Origin of the sequence: Caulobacter segnis ATCC 21756 (assembly GCF_000092285.1) — a bacterium.
Taxonomy (GTDB): domain Bacteria; phylum Pseudomonadota; class Alphaproteobacteria; order Caulobacterales; family Caulobacteraceae; genus Caulobacter; species Caulobacter segnis.
Genome location: NC_014100.1, coordinates 335,802 through 353,539 on the forward strand (window position 1 = coordinate 335,802; position 17,738 = coordinate 353,539).

General features: G+C 68.3%; 19 protein-coding genes and 1 riboswitch. Of the genes, 13 read left to right on the top strand and 6 right to left on the bottom strand.

What is annotated here, in order from left to right:
- Position 1 precedes the first annotated feature (1 nt).
- From CSEG_RS01655 to CSEG_RS01665, 3 genes are all read left to right on the top strand, one after another.
- Complete coding sequence (locus CSEG_RS01655; RefSeq protein ID WP_013077515.1) at positions 2–463, top strand: NfeD family protein; 462 nt, start codon at positions 2–4, stop codon at positions 461–463.
- Between the two features lie 73 nt (positions 464–536).
- The gene (locus tag CSEG_RS01660; protein WP_053463794.1) at positions 537–1,505 is read left to right on the top strand and encodes an ABC transporter ATP-binding protein; all 969 of its coding nucleotides are present in this window, start codon (positions 537–539) and stop codon (positions 1,503–1,505) included.
- Positions 1,502–2,263 (top strand): ABC transporter permease, encoded by a 762-nt coding sequence (locus tag CSEG_RS01665; protein WP_013077517.1) that lies wholly within the window; start codon positions 1,502–1,504, stop codon positions 2,261–2,263. The genes CSEG_RS01660 and CSEG_RS01665 overlap by 4 nt, the downstream gene beginning before the upstream one ends.
- Here the strand turns inward: CSEG_RS01665 and CSEG_RS01670 are convergent.
- Both CSEG_RS01670 and CSEG_RS01675 read right to left on the bottom strand, forming a co-directional pair.
- Entirely contained in the window at positions 2,260–2,739 is a 480-nt protein-coding gene (locus tag CSEG_RS01670) for a recombinase family protein (RefSeq protein ID WP_013077518.1), read from the bottom strand. The two genes, CSEG_RS01665 and CSEG_RS01670, sit on opposite strands and share 4 nt — an antisense overlap.
- An 86-nt stretch (positions 2,740–2,825) precedes the next feature.
- A complete protein-coding gene (locus CSEG_RS01675; RefSeq protein ID WP_013077519.1) occupies positions 2,826–3,680 on the bottom strand; it encodes an SDR family oxidoreductase in 855 nt (284 codons plus the stop codon).
- Positions 3,681–3,758: 78 nt separating this feature from the next.
- On the opposite strand from CSEG_RS01675, the gene CSEG_RS01680 reads away from it, so the two are divergent.
- Entirely contained in the window at positions 3,759–4,205 is a 447-nt protein-coding gene (locus CSEG_RS01680; protein ID WP_013077520.1) for a winged helix-turn-helix transcriptional regulator, read from the top strand.
- Between the two features lie 21 nt (positions 4,206–4,226).
- On the opposite strand, the gene rnhA is transcribed toward CSEG_RS01680, so the two are convergent.
- From rnhA to ispH, 3 genes are read right to left on the bottom strand one after another with little or no spacing between them, the layout of a single operon-like run.
- Positions 4,227–4,676: a ribonuclease HI gene (gene rnhA / locus CSEG_RS01685; RefSeq protein WP_013077521.1), complete on the bottom strand. Its 450-nt coding sequence runs from the start codon at positions 4,674–4,676 to the stop codon at positions 4,227–4,229.
- Positions 4,676–5,626 carry a homoserine kinase gene (thrB, locus tag CSEG_RS01690; RefSeq protein ID WP_013077522.1) on the bottom strand — a complete coding sequence of 317 codons (951 nt, stop codon included), beginning with the start codon at positions 5,624–5,626 and terminating at the stop codon, positions 4,676–4,678. Before thrB ends, rnhA begins: the two co-directional genes overlap by 1 nt.
- A gap of 42 nt (positions 5,627–5,668) precedes the next feature.
- The gene (gene ispH / locus CSEG_RS01695) at positions 5,669–6,628 is read right to left on the bottom strand and encodes a 4-hydroxy-3-methylbut-2-enyl diphosphate reductase (protein WP_013077523.1); all 960 of its coding nucleotides are present in this window, start codon (positions 6,626–6,628) and stop codon (positions 5,669–5,671) included.
- 143 nt (positions 6,629–6,771) lie between these two features.
- On the opposite strand from ispH, the gene CSEG_RS21780 reads away from it, so the two are divergent.
- The gene (locus CSEG_RS21780; RefSeq protein ID WP_013077524.1) at positions 6,772–7,455 is read left to right on the top strand and encodes a hypothetical protein; all 684 of its coding nucleotides are present in this window, start codon (positions 6,772–6,774) and stop codon (positions 7,453–7,455) included.
- Positions 7,452–9,254, top strand: coding sequence for an arginine--tRNA ligase (gene argS / locus CSEG_RS01705; RefSeq protein WP_013077525.1), 1,803 nt, complete (start codon positions 7,452–7,454; stop codon positions 9,252–9,254). The genes CSEG_RS21780 and argS overlap by 4 nt, the downstream gene beginning before the upstream one ends.
- Before the next feature lie 6 nt (positions 9,255–9,260).
- Here argS and CSEG_RS01710 read toward each other — a convergent pair whose 3' ends face one another.
- Positions 9,261–11,096 (bottom strand): methyl-accepting chemotaxis protein, encoded by a 1,836-nt coding sequence (locus tag CSEG_RS01710; protein WP_013077526.1) that lies wholly within the window; start codon positions 11,094–11,096, stop codon positions 9,261–9,263.
- A gap of 170 nt (positions 11,097–11,266) precedes the next feature.
- A riboswitch (glycine riboswitch) is annotated at positions 11,267–11,357 on the top strand.
- A 150-nt stretch (positions 11,358–11,507) separates the two neighbouring features.
- On the opposite strand from CSEG_RS01710, the gene gcvT reads away from it, so the two are divergent.
- From gcvT to CSEG_RS21405, 7 genes are all read left to right on the top strand, one after another.
- Positions 11,508–12,617 (top strand): glycine cleavage system aminomethyltransferase GcvT, encoded by a 1,110-nt coding sequence (gene gcvT / locus CSEG_RS01715; RefSeq protein ID WP_013077527.1) that lies wholly within the window; start codon positions 11,508–11,510, stop codon positions 12,615–12,617.
- Positions 12,618–12,634: 17 nt separating this feature from the next.
- Positions 12,635–13,000, top strand: a complete 366-nt coding sequence (gene gcvH / locus CSEG_RS01720) for a glycine cleavage system protein GcvH (RefSeq protein ID WP_013077528.1) — start codon at positions 12,635–12,637, stop codon at positions 12,998–13,000.
- Positions 13,001–13,112: 112 nt separating this feature from the next.
- Complete coding sequence (gene gcvPA, locus CSEG_RS01725) at positions 13,113–14,459, top strand: aminomethyl-transferring glycine dehydrogenase subunit GcvPA (protein ID WP_013077529.1); 1,347 nt, start codon at positions 13,113–13,115, stop codon at positions 14,457–14,459.
- On the top strand, positions 14,456–16,033 hold the full coding sequence (gene gcvPB / locus CSEG_RS01730; RefSeq protein WP_013077530.1) for an aminomethyl-transferring glycine dehydrogenase subunit GcvPB: 1,578 nt from the start codon (positions 14,456–14,458) through the stop codon (positions 16,031–16,033). Before gcvPA ends, gcvPB begins: the two co-directional genes overlap by 4 nt.
- A gap of 130 nt (positions 16,034–16,163) precedes the next feature.
- Positions 16,164–16,583, top strand: coding sequence for a hypothetical protein (locus tag CSEG_RS01735; protein WP_013077531.1), 420 nt, complete (start codon positions 16,164–16,166; stop codon positions 16,581–16,583).
- Positions 16,580–17,023 carry a hypothetical protein gene (locus tag CSEG_RS01740; RefSeq protein ID WP_013077532.1) on the top strand — a complete coding sequence of 148 codons (444 nt, stop codon included), beginning with the start codon at positions 16,580–16,582 and terminating at the stop codon, positions 17,021–17,023. The genes CSEG_RS01735 and CSEG_RS01740 overlap by 4 nt, the downstream gene beginning before the upstream one ends.
- 45 nt (positions 17,024–17,068) lie before the next feature.
- Complete coding sequence (locus tag CSEG_RS21405) at positions 17,069–17,689, top strand: glutathione S-transferase family protein (protein ID WP_013077533.1); 621 nt, start codon at positions 17,069–17,071, stop codon at positions 17,687–17,689.
- Positions 17,690–17,738 lie beyond the last annotated feature (49 nt).

Here is a 17,738-nt window from a genome sequence, read left to right on the forward strand (position 1 = left end):
CATGGTCGCCTTGCAAGGCCTCTATGCGACGCATCCCTTCTGGCCCTGGCTGGCCCTGGCGGCGCTGTTCCTGGCGATCGAGGTGGCGACCGGCACGGGCTGGCTGCTGTGGCCCGCCGCCAGCGCCTTCGTCGTCGGCCTCCTGGCCGAGGCGCTGCATCCGGGCCTCGCACTCGAGCTCGGCTTGTTCGCCGTGCTGACCATAGCCTCGACCTATCTGGCGCGGCGCTTCCTGCGTCCGGTGCTGGAGTCGACCAGTCCGGACCTGAACGACCCGCTCCAGCGCCTTGTCGGCCAGCACGGCCAGGTGATGGCGGCGTTCGAACAGGGGCGGGGCCGGGTCTTCGTCGACGGCAAGGACTGGGCGGCTGAAACCGACGATCCCGCGCCGCTCGTCGACCAGACCGTGGTCGTCACCGGCGTTGATGGCGCGGTTCTCAAGGTGCGCGCCTTGCCCGCCTGACACGGGCCGCTGACAAAAGGGCGGCGGTCCCCCTGTTATTGACGAAAGATCGCACCATTTGAGGCCGCGCGAGCTGCGCCTTGAAGGCGCGGATCATCACGCAGAGGGAGACGGCGTGACCTCCATCATTTCGGTAAAGGGTCTGAACAAGACCTATGCGTCTGGCCACCAGGCGCTGAAGACGATCGATCTCGACATTCGTAGAGGCGAGATTTTCGCGCTGCTGGGGCCCAACGGCGCGGGCAAGACCACGCTGATCAGCATCATCTGCGGCATCGTCAATCCCAGCCAGGGGACGGTGACCGCCGACGGCCACGACGTGGTGCGCGACTACCGCGCCGCGCGGACCAAGATCGGCCTGGTGCCCCAGGAGCTGCACACCGACGCCTTCGAGAGCGTCTGGGCCACGGTCAGCTTCTCGCGCGGCCTGTTCGGCAAGCCGCGCAACGACGCCCTGATCGAGAAGATCCTTCGCGAGCTCTCATTGTGGGACAAGAAGGACAGCAAGATCATGGCGCTGTCGGGCGGCATGAAGCGCCGGGTGATGATCGCCAAGGCGCTGAGCCACGAGCCGACCATCCTGTTCCTGGACGAGCCCACCGCCGGCGTCGATGTCGAGCTGCGCCGCGACATGTGGGAGATGGTCCGCAAGCTTCGCGAGAGCGGCGTCACCATCATTCTGACCACCCACTACATCGAGGAGGCCGAGGAGATGGCCGACCGGATCGGGGTGATCAACAAGGGCGAGATCATCCTGGTCGAGGACAAGACCGTCCTGATGCGCAAGCTGGGCAAGAAGCAGCTGACCGTCCACCTGAAGGAGCCGCTGACGGCGCTGCCCGCGGGCCTGGTCGATCCACACCTGACCCTGGCCAACGACGGCGGGGACCTCGTCTACACCTTCGACGCCCAGGCCGAGGACACCGGCATCGCCGAGCTGCTGGGGCGCCTGTCCCAGCACGGGATCGAGTTCAAGGATCTGAAGACCGACCAGAGCTCGCTGGAAGACATCTTCGTCAGCCTGGTGAGGGCCCCGCAATGAACCTCTTCGCGATCAAGGCCATCTACCGCTTCGAGATGGCGCGGTGGTTCCGCACCCTGGCCCAGAGCGTCATCTCGCCGGTCCTGTCGACCAGCCTCTATTTTGTGGTGTTCGGCTCGGCGATCGGTTCGCGCATGCAGGCCATCGACGGGATCAGCTACGGCGCCTTCATCGTGCCGGGCCTGATCATGCTGTCGCTGCTCAGCGAGAGCATCTCCAACGCCTCGTTCGGCATCTACATGCCCAAGTGGGCGGGCACGATCTATGAGCTGCTGTCGGCGCCCGTCGCCTGGTACGAGGCCGTGGCCGGCTATGTCGGGGCGGCGGCGACCAAGTCGATCTGCCTGGGCCTGCTGATCCTGGCGACGGCGCGGATCTTCGTGCCGTTCGAGATCGCCCACCCGTTCGTGATGCTGCTGTTCCTGGTCCTGACCTCGGTGACCTTCAGCCTGTTCGGCTTCATCATCGGGGTCTGGGCCGACGACTTCCAGAAGCTGCAGATCGTGCCGCTGCTGATCGTGACGCCGCTGACCTTCCTGGGCGGCAGCTTCTACTCGATCAAGATGCTGCCGGAGATCTGGCAGAAGATCACCCTGTTCAACCCGGTGGTCTATCTGATCAGCGGCTTCCGCTGGGCCTTCTACGGCCAGTCGGACGTGGGCGTGGGGGTCAGCCTGGGGATGACCGCCGTGTTCCTGGTCGTGTGCCTGACGGCGGTCGCCTGGATCTTCAAGACCGGCTACCGGCTGAAGGTCTAGTCTTCGTCTTCGTCTTCGGCGTCCTCCGCCTCGGTCGGGACCGCCGCCTTCAGTCCCTTCAGCCCGCCCGCCTTGGCGCCCTTGGCGACCAGGGCGGTCTCGGCCCGGCGGACCATGGCGCGCTCGCCGTTGAAGGCGGCCAGCGCGGCGCAGGCCTCGAAGAAGCCCGCGTTCTCGCGGGTGTCGATTTCGGGCTGCTGGATGATCAGATGCAGGTCGCGGGCGCGCAGCTTCAGCACGACGTCCATCACCGCGACGAGATCGCCGCCCAGGGCGTGCAGACTGGGCGCGGCCAGGACGCCGCCGGGCTCGAGGGCTTCCACGGCGCGCTCCAGACCCGGCCGCACGACGCCCGAGGCCAGGCAGCGGTCGCTGAACACCTGCTCGCAGCCCACCAGCAGCAGGCGCTCCTCCTGGGCGGGACTGAAGAACACCCCCGGCGCGGGCGGGACGCGGTAATAGCCGACGAATTTCATGGTCCGCCCATCGCAAACCCGTAGCGCCCTGGCGAGGGGAAAACCGCGACCGCCCACAGACTTCGTCAGCGGCCGCGAGACGAATGCTAGAGCGACTTCAGCACACCGGCCACGAAGGCCGCCAATGGCGTGGTCGGATGCCCGATCAGGCTCGAAAGCTGGCGGCCTTCTTCCAACAATCCGCCCTTCGAGACGCCGACATCGGACTGCGCCAGCATCGCGGCCACCGGCGCGGGAAGCCCAATGCTTTCCAGGACCTTGGCGTAGTCGGCTTCCGGAAGATCGTTGTAGGGCAGCGAGCGGCCGGTCTGGCGGGAGACCTCGGCGGCCAGATCGGCCATCGAGAAGCTCTCGTCGCCGCCCAGCTCGTAGATCTTGCCCGCGTGGTCCTCGCTGGTCAGCACGACGGCGGCGGCTTCGGCGTATTCGGCCCGAAGCGCCGCGGAAATCCGCCCCTCGCCAGCGCTGCCGGCGAAGGCTCCGGCGTGAAGCGCGCCCGCGATCGCGCCGGCGTAGTTCTCGAGGTACCAGCCGTTGCGCAGCAGGGTGTAGTCGAGGCCCGACTCCTGGATCAGGGCTTCGGTGGCTCGGTGCTCGACGCCCAGGCCGATCGGCGTGTCATCGGCGCGCAGGATGCTGGTGTAGGCGATCCGCTTCACGCTGGCGGCCTTGGCGGCTTCGATCACGTTGTGATGCTGGGACACGCGCTGGCCGATCGCGTCGCTGGAGATCAGCAGCAGCACGTCGACCCCCGCGAGGGCGGCGGCCAGGGTCTCGGGCTTGTCGTAGTCGGCGGCGCGGGCCTCGACACCGAGGTCGGCGGCCTTGGCCGGATCGCGGACCAGGGCGACGAGGGACTCGGCCGGCGCGCGGGCCTTTAGCTTCTCGATGACCAGACGGCCTAGTTGGCCGGTGGCGCCGGTGACGGCGATGATCGTCATGTTCCTGCTCCTGTTTAGCGGACGATCGTCATCTAGGACCCTTGCTTACTTTTCGTAAGTACGTACATGAAGGTAAGCATGGAAAAGTCCGAACCTTCCGAAATGGCGTCGCGCCGGCCGCTCTCCGAGATCGTCGTCAATGGCGGCATGCGGGGGAACCTGATGGCCGCCGCCTGCCCCTCGCGCGAGGTGCTCAACCACGTCACGAGCCGCTGGGGCGTCCTGGTCCTTATGGCCCTGGAGACCCGCACCCTGCGCTTCAGCCAGCTGAAGCGGCAGATCGGCGGTGTCAGCGAGCGCATGCTGGCCCAGACCCTCAAGCATCTGGAGAGCGACGGCTTCGTGCGCCGCCAGGCCTTCGAGGTCGTGCCGCCGCACGTCGAGTACAGCCTGACGCCGCTGGGCCTGGAGGTCGCCGAGCGGGTGCGCGGCCTGGCCGATTGGATCCAGGTGAACCTTGGCCGCATCCTGCCGAACTGGGATCCGGAGGTTCTGGCCAACTACGCGCCGGAGACGGTCGCCTAGGTCCGGGCGCGCCGGGCGTCGCTACCCGAAACGCGGATTGGCCTGGCGCAGGCCTTCGTTGGCCAGGGCGTCCGCGCGCTCGTTCAGCGGATGGCCGGCGTGGCCCTTGACCCAGCGCCAGTCGACGTCGTGGCGCGCGCGCGCGGCGTCGAGCCGCTTCCAGAGGTCGTCGTTCTTGACCGGGCTCTTGTCGGCCGTCTTCCAGCCGCGCGCCTTCCAGCCGCGGATCCACTCCTGGATGCCCTTCATCACGTACTGGCTGTCGGTGTGAAGCTCGACCTTGCAGGGGCGGTTCAGCAGTTCCAGCGCCTGGATGGCGGCCATCAGCTCCATGCGGTTGTTGGTCGTCCCCGGCTCGCCGCCGCAGATTTCCTTCTTCTTGTCGCCGTAGAACAGGATGGCGCCCCAGCCGCCGGGGCCCGGATTCCCCTTGCAGGCGCCGTCGGTGTAGATCGTGACCTTGGGCGTCATCAGAAGAGCACGAGGCCTTCGCGGTGGACGGCCAGCTTGCGCTCGTACTCCAGCGGGTCCTTGGGCCTCACAAGCGCGCCGGCGGGCGTCGCGCCCCAGTCGGCGAGGCGCGTCAGGAAGAAGCGCATGGCCGCGCCGCGCGCCAGGATCGGCAGGGCTTCCTTCTCGGCCGGGCTCAGCGGGCGGCGGCGCTCATAGCCGTTCAGCAGCGCCTTGGCCGCGGTGATGTTGAAGCTGCCGTCCGCCTCGAAGCACCAGGCGTTCAGGGTCACCGCCAGGTCGTAGGCGTAGGCGTCGTCGCAGGCGAAATAGAAGTCGATCGTCGCGGCGAACTTGCCGTCGGTGCGGAAGAAGACGTTGTCGGGGAAATAGTCGGCGTGGACCGTGCCCGAGGGCAGGTTGCGCGGCCACATCAGGGACAGCTGCGCCAGGTCCTGGTCGATGGTGGCGGAAAGGCCTGGTTTCAGGTCTTCGGCGGCCTTGCGGTGCTTGGCGAACAGCGGCGCCCAGGCGGCCTGGCCGAGGTCGTTGGCGCGGCGGCCGGGATAGCCCTCGCCGGCCAGGTGCAGCCAGGCCAGACCTTCGCCCGCTTCGCGGCAGTGGGCGACGGTGGGTTTGCGCGCCGACAGGCCCGACATGAACTCGACGATGGCGGCCGGCTTGCCGCGCAGGGTCGACAGCGTGCGGCCGTTGCGGTCCGGCACCGGCCGGGCGCTGGGATAGCCCTTGTCGGCCAGCCAGGTCAGCAGGTTCAGGAAGTAAGGCAGGTCCTCGGCCTTCACCCGGCGCTCGTAGACGGTCAGGATGTAGCGACCCTTCTCCGTCTCCAGCAGGAAGTTGGAGTTCTCCACGCCCTCGGCGATGCCCTTGAACGCCAGTGGCGCCCCCAGGTCGTAGCCCTGGAGGAAGGCGGCGAGTTCGTCGTCGGTGATGTCGGTATAGACGGCCATGACGCGGGGATGCGCGACGCGGCGCGTCCGGTCAAGCCGCCCTTACGCCGTCAGCAGCCGCGGCAGCTTGAACGTGATCGTCTCGCGCGCCTCGACCAGTTCCTCGACGGTGGTGTCGAACCGCGCCGAGATCGCGTCGATGACGCCTTGCACCAGGTCCTCTGGGGCCGAGGCGCCGGCGGTCAGGCCGATACGCGAGACGCCGTCGAACCAGGCCCAGTCGATGCCGGAGGCGTCGTCGATCAGGTGGGCCTCGCGGGCGCCGGCCTTGAGGCCGACTTCCTTCAGGCGCACCGAGTTCGACGAGTTCTTCGAGCCGACCACCAGGACGAGCTCGGCCTGTTCGGCCAGGCGCCGCACTGCGTCCTGGCGGTTGGTCGTGGCGTAGCAGATGTCTTCCTTGTGCGGCGCGGCGATGCCGGGGAAACGCTCGCGCAGCAGGGCGACCATCTCGGCGGTGTCGTCGACCGACAGGGTGGTCTGGGTCAGGAAGGCGACGTTGCTGGCGTCTTTCGGGATCCAGGCGGCCGCGTCGGCGATGTCCTCGATCAGGGTGACCGCGCCCTCGGGCAGCTGGCCCATGGTGCCGATCACCTCGGGGTGGCCGGCGTGGCCGATCAGCACGATCTCGCGGCCGGCGTCATAGTGCTTCTGGGCCTCGACATGGACCTTGGACACCAGCGGGCAGGTGGCGTCGAGATAGATCATCTCGCGCGACTTGGCTTCGGCCGGCACCGACTTGGGCACGCCATGGGCCGAGAACACGACCGGGCGGTCGTCGGGCGCTTCGGAGAGCTCCTCGATGAACACCGCGCCCATCGCCTTCAGGCGATCGACGACGTGGCGGTTGTGGACGATCTCGTGACGCACATAGACCGGGGCGCCGAACTTCTCGACCGCGCGCTCGACGATCTGGATGGCGCGATCGACGCCGGCGCAGAACCCGCGCGGGCTGGCCAGCAGCAGCGAGATCGGGCGACGGATCGGGGTCTGGGCGTTCATGGCGCGGAAACTAGTGGTTCTGACCGCCGGGCGCCAGGAGTCTGCGTCGTTGCGACGTCACGCATATGCCTTTATCAGGCTGCATGACGCCGAAGGGGCTTTGTGGCTCCGCTTGGCTCTGTCTTCTTTGCACCGGACGTTTCATGCGCCGCACCTTCACGCTCGCCCTCAGCGCCCTGATGGCCGTCTCGATCGCCGCGACCACGGCGACGGCCGCTTACGCTCAATCGCGCGGCGATCAGGGCGGGGGCGAAGACGACGGCGCCAAGAAGAGGAAGCGCGACGAAGAGTGGAACCAGCCCAAGGCGCCGCTGCAGCAGCTGCGCAACGCCGGTCCGTGTCCCTTCGTGAAGGTCCTCTACGACGCCAGCCGCTATGTCGAGTTCAAGGACGGCAAGGAGTCGGCCGGTCAGGCGGGCTTCACCGGCGAGATCCAGAGCCTGGCCTCGGGCTGCGCCTACAAGGGCGACGAGCCGATCAAGATCCGCGTCGAGGCGCTGTTCCAATTGGGCAAGGGCCCGCAGGCCGTGGGCGACAAGCACGTCTACCGCTACTGGGTGGCGGTGACCGAGCGGAACCAGGCCGTGATCGCCAAGGAATATTTCGACCTGCCCGTGACGTTCCCGTCCGGCCAGGATCGCGTCTACACCACCGAGACTCTCGAGCAGATCACGATCCCGCGCGCCGACGCCAAGGTCAGCGGCGGCAATTTCGAGGTCCTGATCGGCTTCGATGTGACGCCGGAAATGGCGGCCTTCAACCGTGACGGCAAGCGCTTCCGCGTCCAGGCCGGTCAGGTTCAACCAGGGACTTCCACCAAGCAATGAACGATTTGAAGCGGTCCCTGAGCGAGGCGGCTTCGGCCGCGTTCCAGGCCGCCGGACTTCCTCCCGAGTTCGGACGCGTCACCGCCTCCGACCGTCCCGACCTGGCTGATTTCCAGTGCAACGGCGCCCTCGCGGCGGCCAAGAGCGCCAAGCGCAATCCGCGCGAGATCGCCACCCAGGTGGTCGAGATCCTGAAGGCCGATCCGCGCCTCTCCTCGGTCGAGATCGCCGGCGCCGGCTTCATCAACCTGCGGGTCAGCGACGAGGCGCTCTCGGTCCGCGCGCGAGAGATCGCCGCCGACGCCCGGACCGGCGCCCAGGTGCTGGACGCCCCGCGCCGCGTGCTGATCGACTACGCCGGCCCCAACGTCGCCAAGCCGATGCACGTGGGCCACCTGCGCGCCTCGATCATCGGCGAGTCGATCAAGCGTCTGTACCGCTTCCGCGGCGACGAGGTGCTGGGCGACGCCCACTTCGGCGACTGGGGCTTCCAGATGGGCCTGCTGATCAGCGCGATCCTGGACGAGGACGCCGCGATCCGGGCCCTGGTCGAAAAGCTGCCCGACACCGCCGCTGGCGCTGATCCGGCCGACGAGGCCGCGCTGAACGCCGAGCTCGACACCCGCATCGCCCTGGCCGACCTCGACCGGATCTATCCGGCCGCGTCGCTGCGCCAGAAGGAAGACGCCGCGTTCAAGGAGCGGGCCCGCAAGGCCACCGCCGAACTGCAGAACGGCCGCTACGGCTACCGCGTGCTGTGGAGCCACTTCGTCAAGGTCAGCCGCGTGGCCCTGGAGCGAGAGTTCCACGCCCTGGGCGTCGACTTCGATCTCTGGAAGGGCGAGAGCGACGTCAACGACCTGATCGAGCCGATGGTCGGCCAACTGGAGGCCAAGGGCCTGCTGGTCGAAGACCAAGGCGCCCGCATCGTCCGCGTCGCCCGCGAGGACGACAAGCAGGACGTGCCGCCGCTGCTGGTGGTGTCGTCCGAAGGCTCGGCGATGTACGGCACGACCGACCTGGCCACGATCCTGGATCGCCGCCAGTCGTTCGACCCGCACCTGATCCTCTACTGTGTCGACCAGCGCCAGGCGCTGCACTTCGAGACGGTGTTCCGCGCCGCCTACCTGGCCGGCTACGCCGATGAAGGCTCGCTGGAGCACATCGGCTTTGGCACCATGAACGGGACGGACGGCAAGCCGTTCAAGACCCGCGCCGGCGGCGTCCTGAAGCTGCACGACCTGATCGAGATGGCCCGCGAAAAGGCGCGCGAGCGCCTGCGCGAAGCCGGCCTCGGCGCCGAGCTGTCCGAAGAACAGTTCGAAGACACGGCCCACAAGGTCGGCGTCGCGGCCCTGAAGTTCGCCGACCTGCAGAACTTCCGCGGCACGTCCTACGTCTTCGACCTCGACCGCTTCACCAGCTTCGAGGGCAAGACCGGGCCGTACCTGCTGTACCAGTCGGTGCGCATCAAGAGCGTGTTGCGCAAGGCCGCCGAGGCCGGCGCGACGGCGGGCGAGATCGTGATCGGCGAGCAGGCCGAGCGGGATCTGGCCATGCTGCTGGACGCCTTCGAGGGCGCCCTGCAGGAAGCCTATGACAAGAAGGCTCCGAACTTTGTCGCCGAGCACGCCTACAGGCTGGCCCAGTCGTTCTCGAAGTTCTACGCCGCCTGCCCAATCATGAGCGCGGACACCGACGCCCTGCGGGCTTCGCGTCTGGCGTTGGCGGAGACGACCCTGCGCCAGCTGGAGCTCGCCCTGGATCTGCTGGGCGTTGAAGCGCCGGAGCGCATGTAATCGGCGTTACGCCGCCTGGGCTTCCTGACCCGGGCGGCTGCGCTGGATCGTCTTGGCCGGGCCCGCCTCCTCCCCGACCTGAAAGCGCTTGAGCAGGGCGCCCAGCTCCCCAGCCTCGCGGGTCAGGGTGTGGCTGGCGGCGGTGGTCTCCTCGACCATGGCCGCGTTCTGCTGGGTGACCTGATCCATCTGGCCGACGGCGCTGTTGACCTCGGCCAGGCCGGTCGCCTGCTGGCGAGCCGCCGAGGCGATGTCGTTGATCAGGTCCTCGATGCGGCCGAAGTGATCGACGACATTGCCGAGCTCCTCGCCGACCCGCACCACCAGGCCCACGCCGCTCTGCACGCTGTCGGACGCGTCGGTGACCAGGGTCTTGATCTCCTTGGCGGCGTCGGCCGAGCGCTGGGCCAGCGCCCGCACTTCCTGAGCCACGACCGCGAAGCCGCGACCCGCCTCGCCGGCGCGGGCGGCCTCGACCCCGGCGTTCAGCGCCAGGAGGTTGGTCTGGAAGGCGATCTCGTCGATCACGGTGATGATCTGGCCGATCTTCTGGGACGAAACGTCGATCCGCTCCATGGCCGTCATCGCCTCGTTCGCCACGGCGCTGGACTGGCCGACGAGCTTGCGGCTCACCGACGCCGCTTCCTGAGCCTGGGCGGCGTTCTCGGCGGTCTTGCGGATGGTGGCGGTCACCTGGTCGAGCGCCGCGGCGGTCTCTTCCAGGCTGGCGGCCTGCTGCTCGGTGCGGTGCGCCAGGTCGTCGGACGCGGTCGAGATCTCGCGCGATCCGCTGTCGACCGCGCCGGTGGTCACCAGCACCTGGCGGATGGCGTGCTCCAGCGTCTCCATCGAGCTGTTGAAGTCGCGCCGCAGGCCCTCGAAATCCTCGGGGAAGGGCGTCGCCAGACGCGCCGACAGGTCGCCGGCGGCCAAGCGGCGCAGGCCTTCGCCCAGGCTGTCGGCCACACGTTGGCGCAGGGCGCGCTCCTCGGCGCGGGCTTCCTCGGCGCTTTGGGCGCGGGCCTCCTCCTCATGCTCCAGCTGCGCCTTCGTCGCGGCTTGGCGTTCCAGAGCGGCGGTCCGGAAGCTCGCGATCGACCGCGCCATGTCGCCGATCTCGTCCGGACGCGCCTGTAGCGGCACCTCCTGGCTGTAGTCGCCCGTCGCCAGGCGGCCCATGTAGTCGGTGATCTTCGACAGCGGCGAGGCCACGAACCGGCGCAGCGCCCCGGCGCCGACCACGACGATGGCCAGCATCGCCAGGCTGACCGCGGCCAGCAGGGCCATGACGAACCAGGTGGCCTTCTCGACTTTACGCGCTTGGGCCTCCGCGCCCTCGTGGGCCAGCAGGGCCAACTGATCGACGATCTTGCGGTGGCGGGCGTAGATCGGTTCGACCTTGGCGATCGTCGTGTTGACCCCGATGACGTCGCCGGATTTCAAAGCCGGAGCGTATTCGTCGTCGACCACTTTCCAGAACGCCTGCACTTCCGCGTCCGAAGCGTCGAGCGCCGCGCGCATGTCTTCCGGCAGATCGAGCCCTTTCCAGTAGGCGCGCCGCGCATTGTAATCCCGGTGAAGGCTGCCGAGCGCCTTCAGCGTGGCGTCGGCCTGGCCCGTGTCCTCGGCGCCGTGGTGGACGATCAGCATCGACTCCACGAGGTACAGCGGCGGCGGGAAGATGTCGGCCAGCAGCTCGTAGGCTTCGGATTGCTTCTTCGACAGCGGCCCGCCGACGCGCAGCTCCATCAGCGAGAACACCGCCGTCGCCGTGGCCAGGACAAAGCCCAGCAGCAGGCAGCCGGCAAAGATGTTGAGGGCGTCGCGGATGCGGATCGTCATGGAAAGTCCTGCTGTGAAAGCGCGGCAAGCTTGGCTGTCGATCGTTAACGCGTGGAAAGTTTTGGCTGCGGCCTGATGTCCCAGTCGCCTGAGACGAGGAAAACGCACGCTGCGTCCGGCGGGCGAGCGGGGCGCGCTTGACTCCGGCCGACCCCTCCCGCATTGAGCCGATGACCCTCGCGGGAGACATCGGGATTCGCTCCCGAGGCCGAAGGCGCAACCGCCCCGGAAACGCTCAGGCAAAAGGACCGCGCGAGTTTAGGAACGCTGGAAAGAGGCTTCCCGAAAGGGCGGCTCGCCGAAGGAGCAAGGGACCGCGCGTCCCGGAATCTCTCAGGTCCAAGGGACAGCGGGGGCGCGACCAACCGGCGAGAGCCGGTCCTGTCGCCGACCTCGTTAGGAGCCCAGCGCGTGTCCGAAGATCTCAAGAAGACCCCTCTGTACGAGGCTCACGTCGCCGCTGGCGCGCGCATGGTGCCGTTCGCGGGCTATTCCATGCCGGTGCAGTACAAGGACGGGGTGCTGAAAGAGCACCTCTGGACCCGCGAGCACGCCGGCTTGTTCGACGTCTCGCACATGGGCCAGGCCCGCATTCGCGGCGAGAACCCGGCCAAGAGCTTCGAGAAGGTCGTCTCGGCCGACTACCAGGGCCTCAAGCCCGGCAAGCAGCGCTACGGCGTGCTGCTGAACGCCGACGGCGGCGTCATCGACGACCTGATGACCGCGCGGCCGGACGAGGACGGCCTGTTCGTCGTCGTCAACGGCGCCTGCAAGGACAACGATTACGCCATCATCGCCCGCGAGCTGGCCGGCGAGGCCACGGTGACGCGCCTCGAGGACCGCGCGCTGCTGGCGCTGCAAGGTCCGGAAGCCGCGGCGGTCCTGGCCGCCCACGTCCCCGAATCCGCCCAGATGGTGTTCATGGACGCCAAGGCCGTCACCGCCTTCGGCGTCGACGCGATCGTCTCGCGCTCGGGCTACACCGGCGAGGACGGCTACGAGATCTCGGTCCCGGCCGATGCGGCCGAACGCGTCTGGAACACGCTTCTGGCCGACGAGCGGGTCAAGCCGATCGGCCTGGGCGCCCGCGACAGCCTGCGCCTGGAAGCGGGCCTGCCGCTCTATGGCCACGACCTGGACGAGACCGTCTCGCCGATCGAGGCCGGCCTGAACTTCGCCGTCGGCAAGTCGCGCCGCGAGGCCGGCGACTATCTGGGCGCCGACCGTATCGCCAGGGAGCTGGCCGGCGACCTCACGCGCGTCCGGGTGAACCTGAAGGTGCTGGAAGGCGCTCCGGCCCGCGAAGGCGCCGAGATCGCCGACGAGGCCGGCGCCGTGATCGGCAAGGTCACCAGCGGCGGCTTCGCCCCCAGCCTGGGCTACCCCATCGCCATCGGCTTCGCTCCGCCGGCCTACGCCGCGATCGGGACGAAGTTGAAGGTCATCGTTCGCGGCAAGGCCGCCGCCGCCGAGGTGGTCGCCAGCCCGTTCGTTCCCAACCGTTACGTCCGCAAACTTTAATCCAAGGGCCGATTGAGATGCGCTTCACCAAAGATCACGAATGGGTCGTCGTTCAGGGCGACGTCGCCACCGTCGGCATCACCGCCTACGCCGCCGAGCAGCTGGGCGACGTGGTGTTCGTCGAGGTTCCCGAAGCCGGCAAGACCGTGAAGCAGGGCGATGGCCTGGCCGTCGTCGAGAGCGTCAAGGCCGCCTCGGACGTCTACGCCCCGGTGTCGGGCGAGGTGATCGAGGGCAACACCGAGCTCTCGGACGCGCCGGAAACCGTCAACGCCCTGCCGGAAAGCGGCGGCTGGTTCGCCAAGATCAAGCTCGCCAACCCGGCCGAGGTCGACGCCCTGATGGACCGCGACGCGTACGAAGCGTTCCTGGCCACGCTGTAACCAAGACCCCTTCCCCCTTGATGGGGGAAGGGCAGGGTTGGGGGCGACCCCACCGCCCTAACCACCCCATCCCCACCCTTCCCCATCAAGGGGAAGGGAGCAGGACAGAAACATGCGCTATCTCCCCCTGACCCCCGAAGACCGCGTCGAGATGCTCGGCGTGATCGGCGTGAAGTCGATCGACGACCTGTTCGTGGACGTGCCGGCCTCGGCCCGCCGCGATAAGCCGGTCGACCTGCCGCACCATGTCGGCGAACTGGAAGTCGAGCGGGAGATGGCCGCCTTGGCCAAGCGCAACCGCGCGGCGGGCGAAGGGCCGTTCTTCTGCGGCGCCGGCGCCTATCGCCACCACGTGCCGGCCACCGTCGACCACATCATCCAGCGGTCGGAGTTCCTGACCAGCTACACGCCCTACCAGCCGGAAATCGCCCAAGGCACGCTGCAGGTGCTGTTCGAGTTCCAGACCCAGGTCGCGGCCCTGACCGGCATGGAGGTGGCCAACGCCTCGCTCTACGACGGTTCGACCGGCGCGGCCGAGGCCGTGATGATGGCCCAGCGCGTCACCCGCCGGAACAAGGCGGTGATGTCGGGCGGCGTGCACCCGCACTACGTCGAGACCATCGAGACCCTGGCCCACGCCGCCGGCGTCGCGACGCAGAAGATGGCGCCGGCGATCGACGCCGAGGACGCGGTGATCGCCGCGATCGACGCCGACACCGCCTGCGTCGTCGTCCAGACCCCGAACGTGTTCGGCACGGTCACCGACGTGACCAAGATCGCCGAGGCGGCCCACGCCGCCGGCGCGCTGCTGATCGTGGTCACGACCGAGGCGGTGTCGTACGGCCTGCTGAAGTCGCCTGGCGAGATGGGCGCCGACATCGCCGTGGCCGAGGGCCAGTCGATCGGCAACGGCCTGAACTTCGGCGGCCCCTATGTCGGCCTCTTCGCCTGCAAGGAAAAGTTCGTCCGCCAGATGCCGGGCCGCCTGTGCGGCGAGACCGTCGACGCCGACGGCAAGCGCGGCTTCGTGCTGACGCTCTCGACCCGCGAGCAGCATATCCGCCGCGACAAGGCCACCTCGAACATCTGCACCAACAGCGGCCTGTGCGCCCTGGCCTTCTCGATCCACATGAGCCTGCTGGGCGAGACGGGCCTGCGCAAGCTGGCGGCGCTGAACCACCAGAAGGCCCGCGCCCTGCGCGACGCCCTGGCGGCCGTGCCGGGCTTTGAGATCCTCACCCCCCGCTTCTTCAACGAGTTCGCCGTCCGCGTGCCGGGCAAGGCGGCCGAGCTGGTCGAGACCCTCGCCAGCCACGGCGTGCTGGCCGGCGTGCCGTTCTCGCGCCTCGACGCCGAGGCGGGCCTGGACGATGTCCTGCTGGTCGCCGCGACCGAGACGACGCTGGATATCGACATCACTTTCCTGACCAAGCTTCTGACCAAGGTGGTGGGCCAATGAGCATGAACAACGTCGGCCGCCCCACGCGCCCCGAAGCCGCGAATGACGCCCCCGCCGGCCATGAGACCCTGACGGGAGGCCGCGGCCTGCTGCAGGACGAGGCCCTGATCTTTGAACTGGACGGCTGGAACAAGACCGGCGTCGACCTGCCGGAAGCCGCCGCGCCGTCGGACGACCTGGCGGGCCTGCTGCGGTCGGAGCCGATCGGCCTGCCGGGCCTGTCGGAGCCGGAAACCGTCCGCCACTACGTGCGCCTGTCCCAGAAGAACCACGCCATCGACCTGGCGCTGTATCCGCTGGGCTCGTGCACGATGAAGCACAACCCGCGCCTGAACGAGAAGATGGCGCGCCTGCCGGGCTTCTCGGACATCCACCCGCTGCAGCCGACCTCGACCGTGCAGGGCGCCCTGCAGCTGATGGACCGCCTGGCCCACTGGCTGAAGACCCTGACCGGCATGCCCGCCGTAGCCCTGTCGCCCAAGGCCGGCGCCCATGGCGAGCTGTGCGGCCTCCTGGCCATCCGCGCCGCCCACGAGGCGGCCGGCAACGGCCACCGCAAGACGGTCCTGGCCCCGACCAGCGCCCACGGCACCAACCCGGCCACGGCGGCCTTCGTCGGCTACACCGTCGTCGAGATCGCCCAGACCGAGGACGGCCGCGTCGATCTGGCGGACCTGGAGTCCAAGCTCGGCGACCACGTGGCCGCCATCATGGTCACCAACCCCAACACCTGCGGCCTGTTCGAGCGCGACGTCGTCGAGATCGCCCGCCTGACCCACGCGGCCGGGGCCTACTTCTACTGCGACGGCGCCAACTTCAACGCCATCGTCGGCCGGGTTCGGCCGGGCGATCTGGGCGTCGACGCCATGCACATCAACCTGCACAAGACCTTCTCGACGCCGCACGGCGGCGGTGGTCCGGGCGCGGGTCCGGTGGTGCTGAGCGAGGCCCTGGCCCCGTTCGCGCCGACGCCCTGGCTGGTCCACGACGGCGACGGCTTCGACCTGGTCGAGCACGCCGGCGAGGAGGGGGCCAAGACCGCCTTCGGCCGCATGAGCGCCTTCCATGGCCAGATGGGCATGTATGTCCGCGCCTACGCCTACATGCTCAGCCATGGCGCTGATGGGCTGAAGCAAGCGGCCGAGGACGCGGTGCTGAACGCCAACTATATCAAGGCGCGTCTGAAGGACGTGATGAGCCCGGCCTTCCCGGACGGCCCGTGCATGCACGAGGCCTTGTTCGACGACAGCTGGCTGGAAGGCACCGGGGTGACCACGCTCGACTTCGCCAAGGCGATGATCGACGAGGGCTTCCACCCGATGACCATGTACTTCCCGCTGGTCGTCCACGGCGCGATGCTGATCGAGCCGACCGAGACCGAGAGCCGCCAGGAGCTGGATCGCTTCATCGGCGCCCTCCGGGCTCTGGCCGGCGCGGCCAAGGCGGGCGACGCCGAACGCTTCAAGGGGGCGCCGTTCCATGCGCCGCTGCGGCGCCTGGATGAGACCCAGGCGGCCCGCAAGCCCCGGTTGAGGTGGAAACCTGTGGCCGCGGCGCCACTAGCGGCTGAATAGCATTTTCCATACCCCCTTGCGACCAGAGGGCGCCTTTACGGCGCCCTCATCGCTCCACATATCGGAGGGGCACGTCGGGGTTGGCTGGGTTTTCCAGGGAGCATGCGGCGCGCAAGCTCGTTGTCCTCCCATGACTGTCCTCGCCCTCGCCATGCCGCGCGCCCGACGCACCGCCGATGATCTCGCCCGTGAGCTCATCTCGCGATTCCTGCGCGTCATTCTCGTCAGCCTGGGCGTGTTGCTGGTTATCGGCGGTATCGTCATCGCGCCGCTGCCGGGGCCCATGGGCCTGCCGCTGACGGTCGTCGGCCTGATGCTGGTCCTGCGCAACTCGTTCAAGGCGCGCAAGCAGTTCGTCCGCTTCCAGCACGCCCACCCCAAGCTGATCTTCCCGCTGCGTCGCCTGCTGCGCCGCGAGCCCGAGGTCGTGCTGGTGGCCTGGCAGCAGGCCCTGCGCGTCGAACGCCTGATCGTGCCGCGCAAGTGGCGGATCGCCATGCGCTGGCGCAAGTCGTTGAAGCGTAGGGCCGCGAGGCGCAACGGCCGGTGATCCCTACCGCCGCGACGATTGACATCAAGCATCGTGTCCGCCGCCGCGCGCGGTTGGCCTTGCTGTTGCGTGAGTCGGCCGCACGCGCCTTCCGGTGGATCGCCATCGGTTTCGGCGCCCTGGTGATCCTGGCCGGCGCCGTGCTCACGCCGCTGCCTGGGCACGTCGGCCTGCCGCTGCTGGTCATCGGCCTGATGATCGTTCTGCGCTACTCGTTCGCGGCGCGGAAGACCTTCATCCGCTGGCAGCGCCGCCACCCCAAGCTGGTCTTCCCGATCCGCCGCCTGATGCGCCGGGAGCCCGAGGTGCTGCTGGTCGTCTGGCAGCAGATGCTCCGCACCGAGAAGCTGGTTCTCCGCAAGGCCCGCTGGCGCCTGCTGAAGAAGACCCGCAAGCGCGTGAGGCGCTATGTCGAGCGGAAGATGGCGAAGGCGGCGTAGCGGCGATTTACGTCCTGTTGGGCGTGGCCCATCATTGCGCTCGCCATGCAGTTGATAAGTCTTCCTGTCTCGCCGTTCGCCGCGCGTGTCCGTATCGCGATCCGCGCCAAGGACCTGGATGTCGAGATCGTCGCGCCGCCTGAGGGTTGGTCGACCGATCGACGGTTTCGAGGGATCAGTCCGACCGGACGCTTACCCGTTCTGATCCTTGACGATGGAGAGGCCGTCGGCGAGTCCGCCGTCATCCTGGAGCTCCTGGAGGAGATGTTCCCTCGGAAGCCGTTGCTGCCGCGCGAGCCTCTCGCGCGCGCCAAGGTCCGTATCCTGGCTCGCCATGCCGACCTCTATCTTATGCCGCCGATGAGCGCCTTAGGCGGGCCGCACGAGGCCCGCGAGGGGCGGACGGTGGTTCAGCAGCTACTCGATGGACTTGAGGTGCTGGAAGGGCTTCTCGACGATGAAGGCCGGGAACTGACCTTGGCCGACTGCACCCTGGCGCCAGTGTTGTTCGCCGCTGAGGTCACAGGCCAGAGACTGGGCGTCGATCTGATCGACAGCTTTCCGAATGTGACAGCCTACCAGCGGTGGATTGGCGAAGACCCGAGCGTCGCGGCCGTGCTTGTGGAGATGCGGGAGGGCTTGAGGTCGTTGGTCAGAAAGACTTGAAGGTAAAAAAAGGCGCGGACCTTGCGATCCGCGCCCTTCTTTTTGTCTA

What these genes read in the sequence shown, in the direction of transcription:
- CSEG_RS01655 (WP_013077515.1), top strand. Translation starts at nt 2, where the DNA reads ATGGTCGCCTTGCAAGGCCTCTATGCGACGCATCCCTTCTGGCCCTGG.
- CSEG_RS01665 (WP_013077517.1), top strand. Translation starts at nt 1,502, where the DNA reads ATGAACCTCTTCGCGATCAAGGCCATCTACCGCTTCGAGATGGCGCGG.
- CSEG_RS01670 (WP_013077518.1), bottom strand. Translation starts at nt 2,739, where the DNA reads ATGAAATTCGTCGGCTATTACCGCGTCCCGCCCGCGCCGGGGGTGTTC.
- CSEG_RS01675 (WP_013077519.1), bottom strand. Translation starts at nt 3,680, where the DNA reads ATGACGATCATCGCCGTCACCGGCGCCACCGGCCAACTAGGCCGTCTG.
- CSEG_RS01680 (WP_013077520.1), top strand. Translation starts at nt 3,759, where the DNA reads ATGGAAAAGTCCGAACCTTCCGAAATGGCGTCGCGCCGGCCGCTCTCC.
- rnhA (WP_013077521.1), bottom strand. Translation starts at nt 4,676, where the DNA reads ATGACGCCCAAGGTCACGATCTACACCGACGGCGCCTGCAAGGGGAAT.
- thrB (WP_013077522.1), bottom strand. Translation starts at nt 5,626, where the DNA reads ATGGCCGTCTATACCGACATCACCGACGACGAACTCGCCGCCTTCCTC.
- ispH (WP_013077523.1), bottom strand. Translation starts at nt 6,628, where the DNA reads ATGAACGCCCAGACCCCGATCCGTCGCCCGATCTCGCTGCTGCTGGCC.
- CSEG_RS21780 (WP_013077524.1), top strand. Translation starts at nt 6,772, where the DNA reads ATGCGCCGCACCTTCACGCTCGCCCTCAGCGCCCTGATGGCCGTCTCG.
- argS (WP_013077525.1), top strand. Translation starts at nt 7,452, where the DNA reads ATGAACGATTTGAAGCGGTCCCTGAGCGAGGCGGCTTCGGCCGCGTTC.
- CSEG_RS01710 (WP_013077526.1), bottom strand. Translation starts at nt 11,096, where the DNA reads ATGACGATCCGCATCCGCGACGCCCTCAACATCTTTGCCGGCTGCCTG.
- gcvH (WP_013077528.1), top strand. Translation starts at nt 12,635, where the DNA reads ATGCGCTTCACCAAAGATCACGAATGGGTCGTCGTTCAGGGCGACGTC.
- gcvPA (WP_013077529.1), top strand. Translation starts at nt 13,113, where the DNA reads ATGCGCTATCTCCCCCTGACCCCCGAAGACCGCGTCGAGATGCTCGGC.
- gcvPB (WP_013077530.1), top strand. Translation starts at nt 14,456, where the DNA reads ATGAGCATGAACAACGTCGGCCGCCCCACGCGCCCCGAAGCCGCGAAT.
- CSEG_RS01735 (WP_013077531.1), top strand. Translation starts at nt 16,164, where the DNA reads ATGACTGTCCTCGCCCTCGCCATGCCGCGCGCCCGACGCACCGCCGAT.
- CSEG_RS21405 (WP_013077533.1), top strand. Translation starts at nt 17,069, where the DNA reads ATGCAGTTGATAAGTCTTCCTGTCTCGCCGTTCGCCGCGCGTGTCCGT.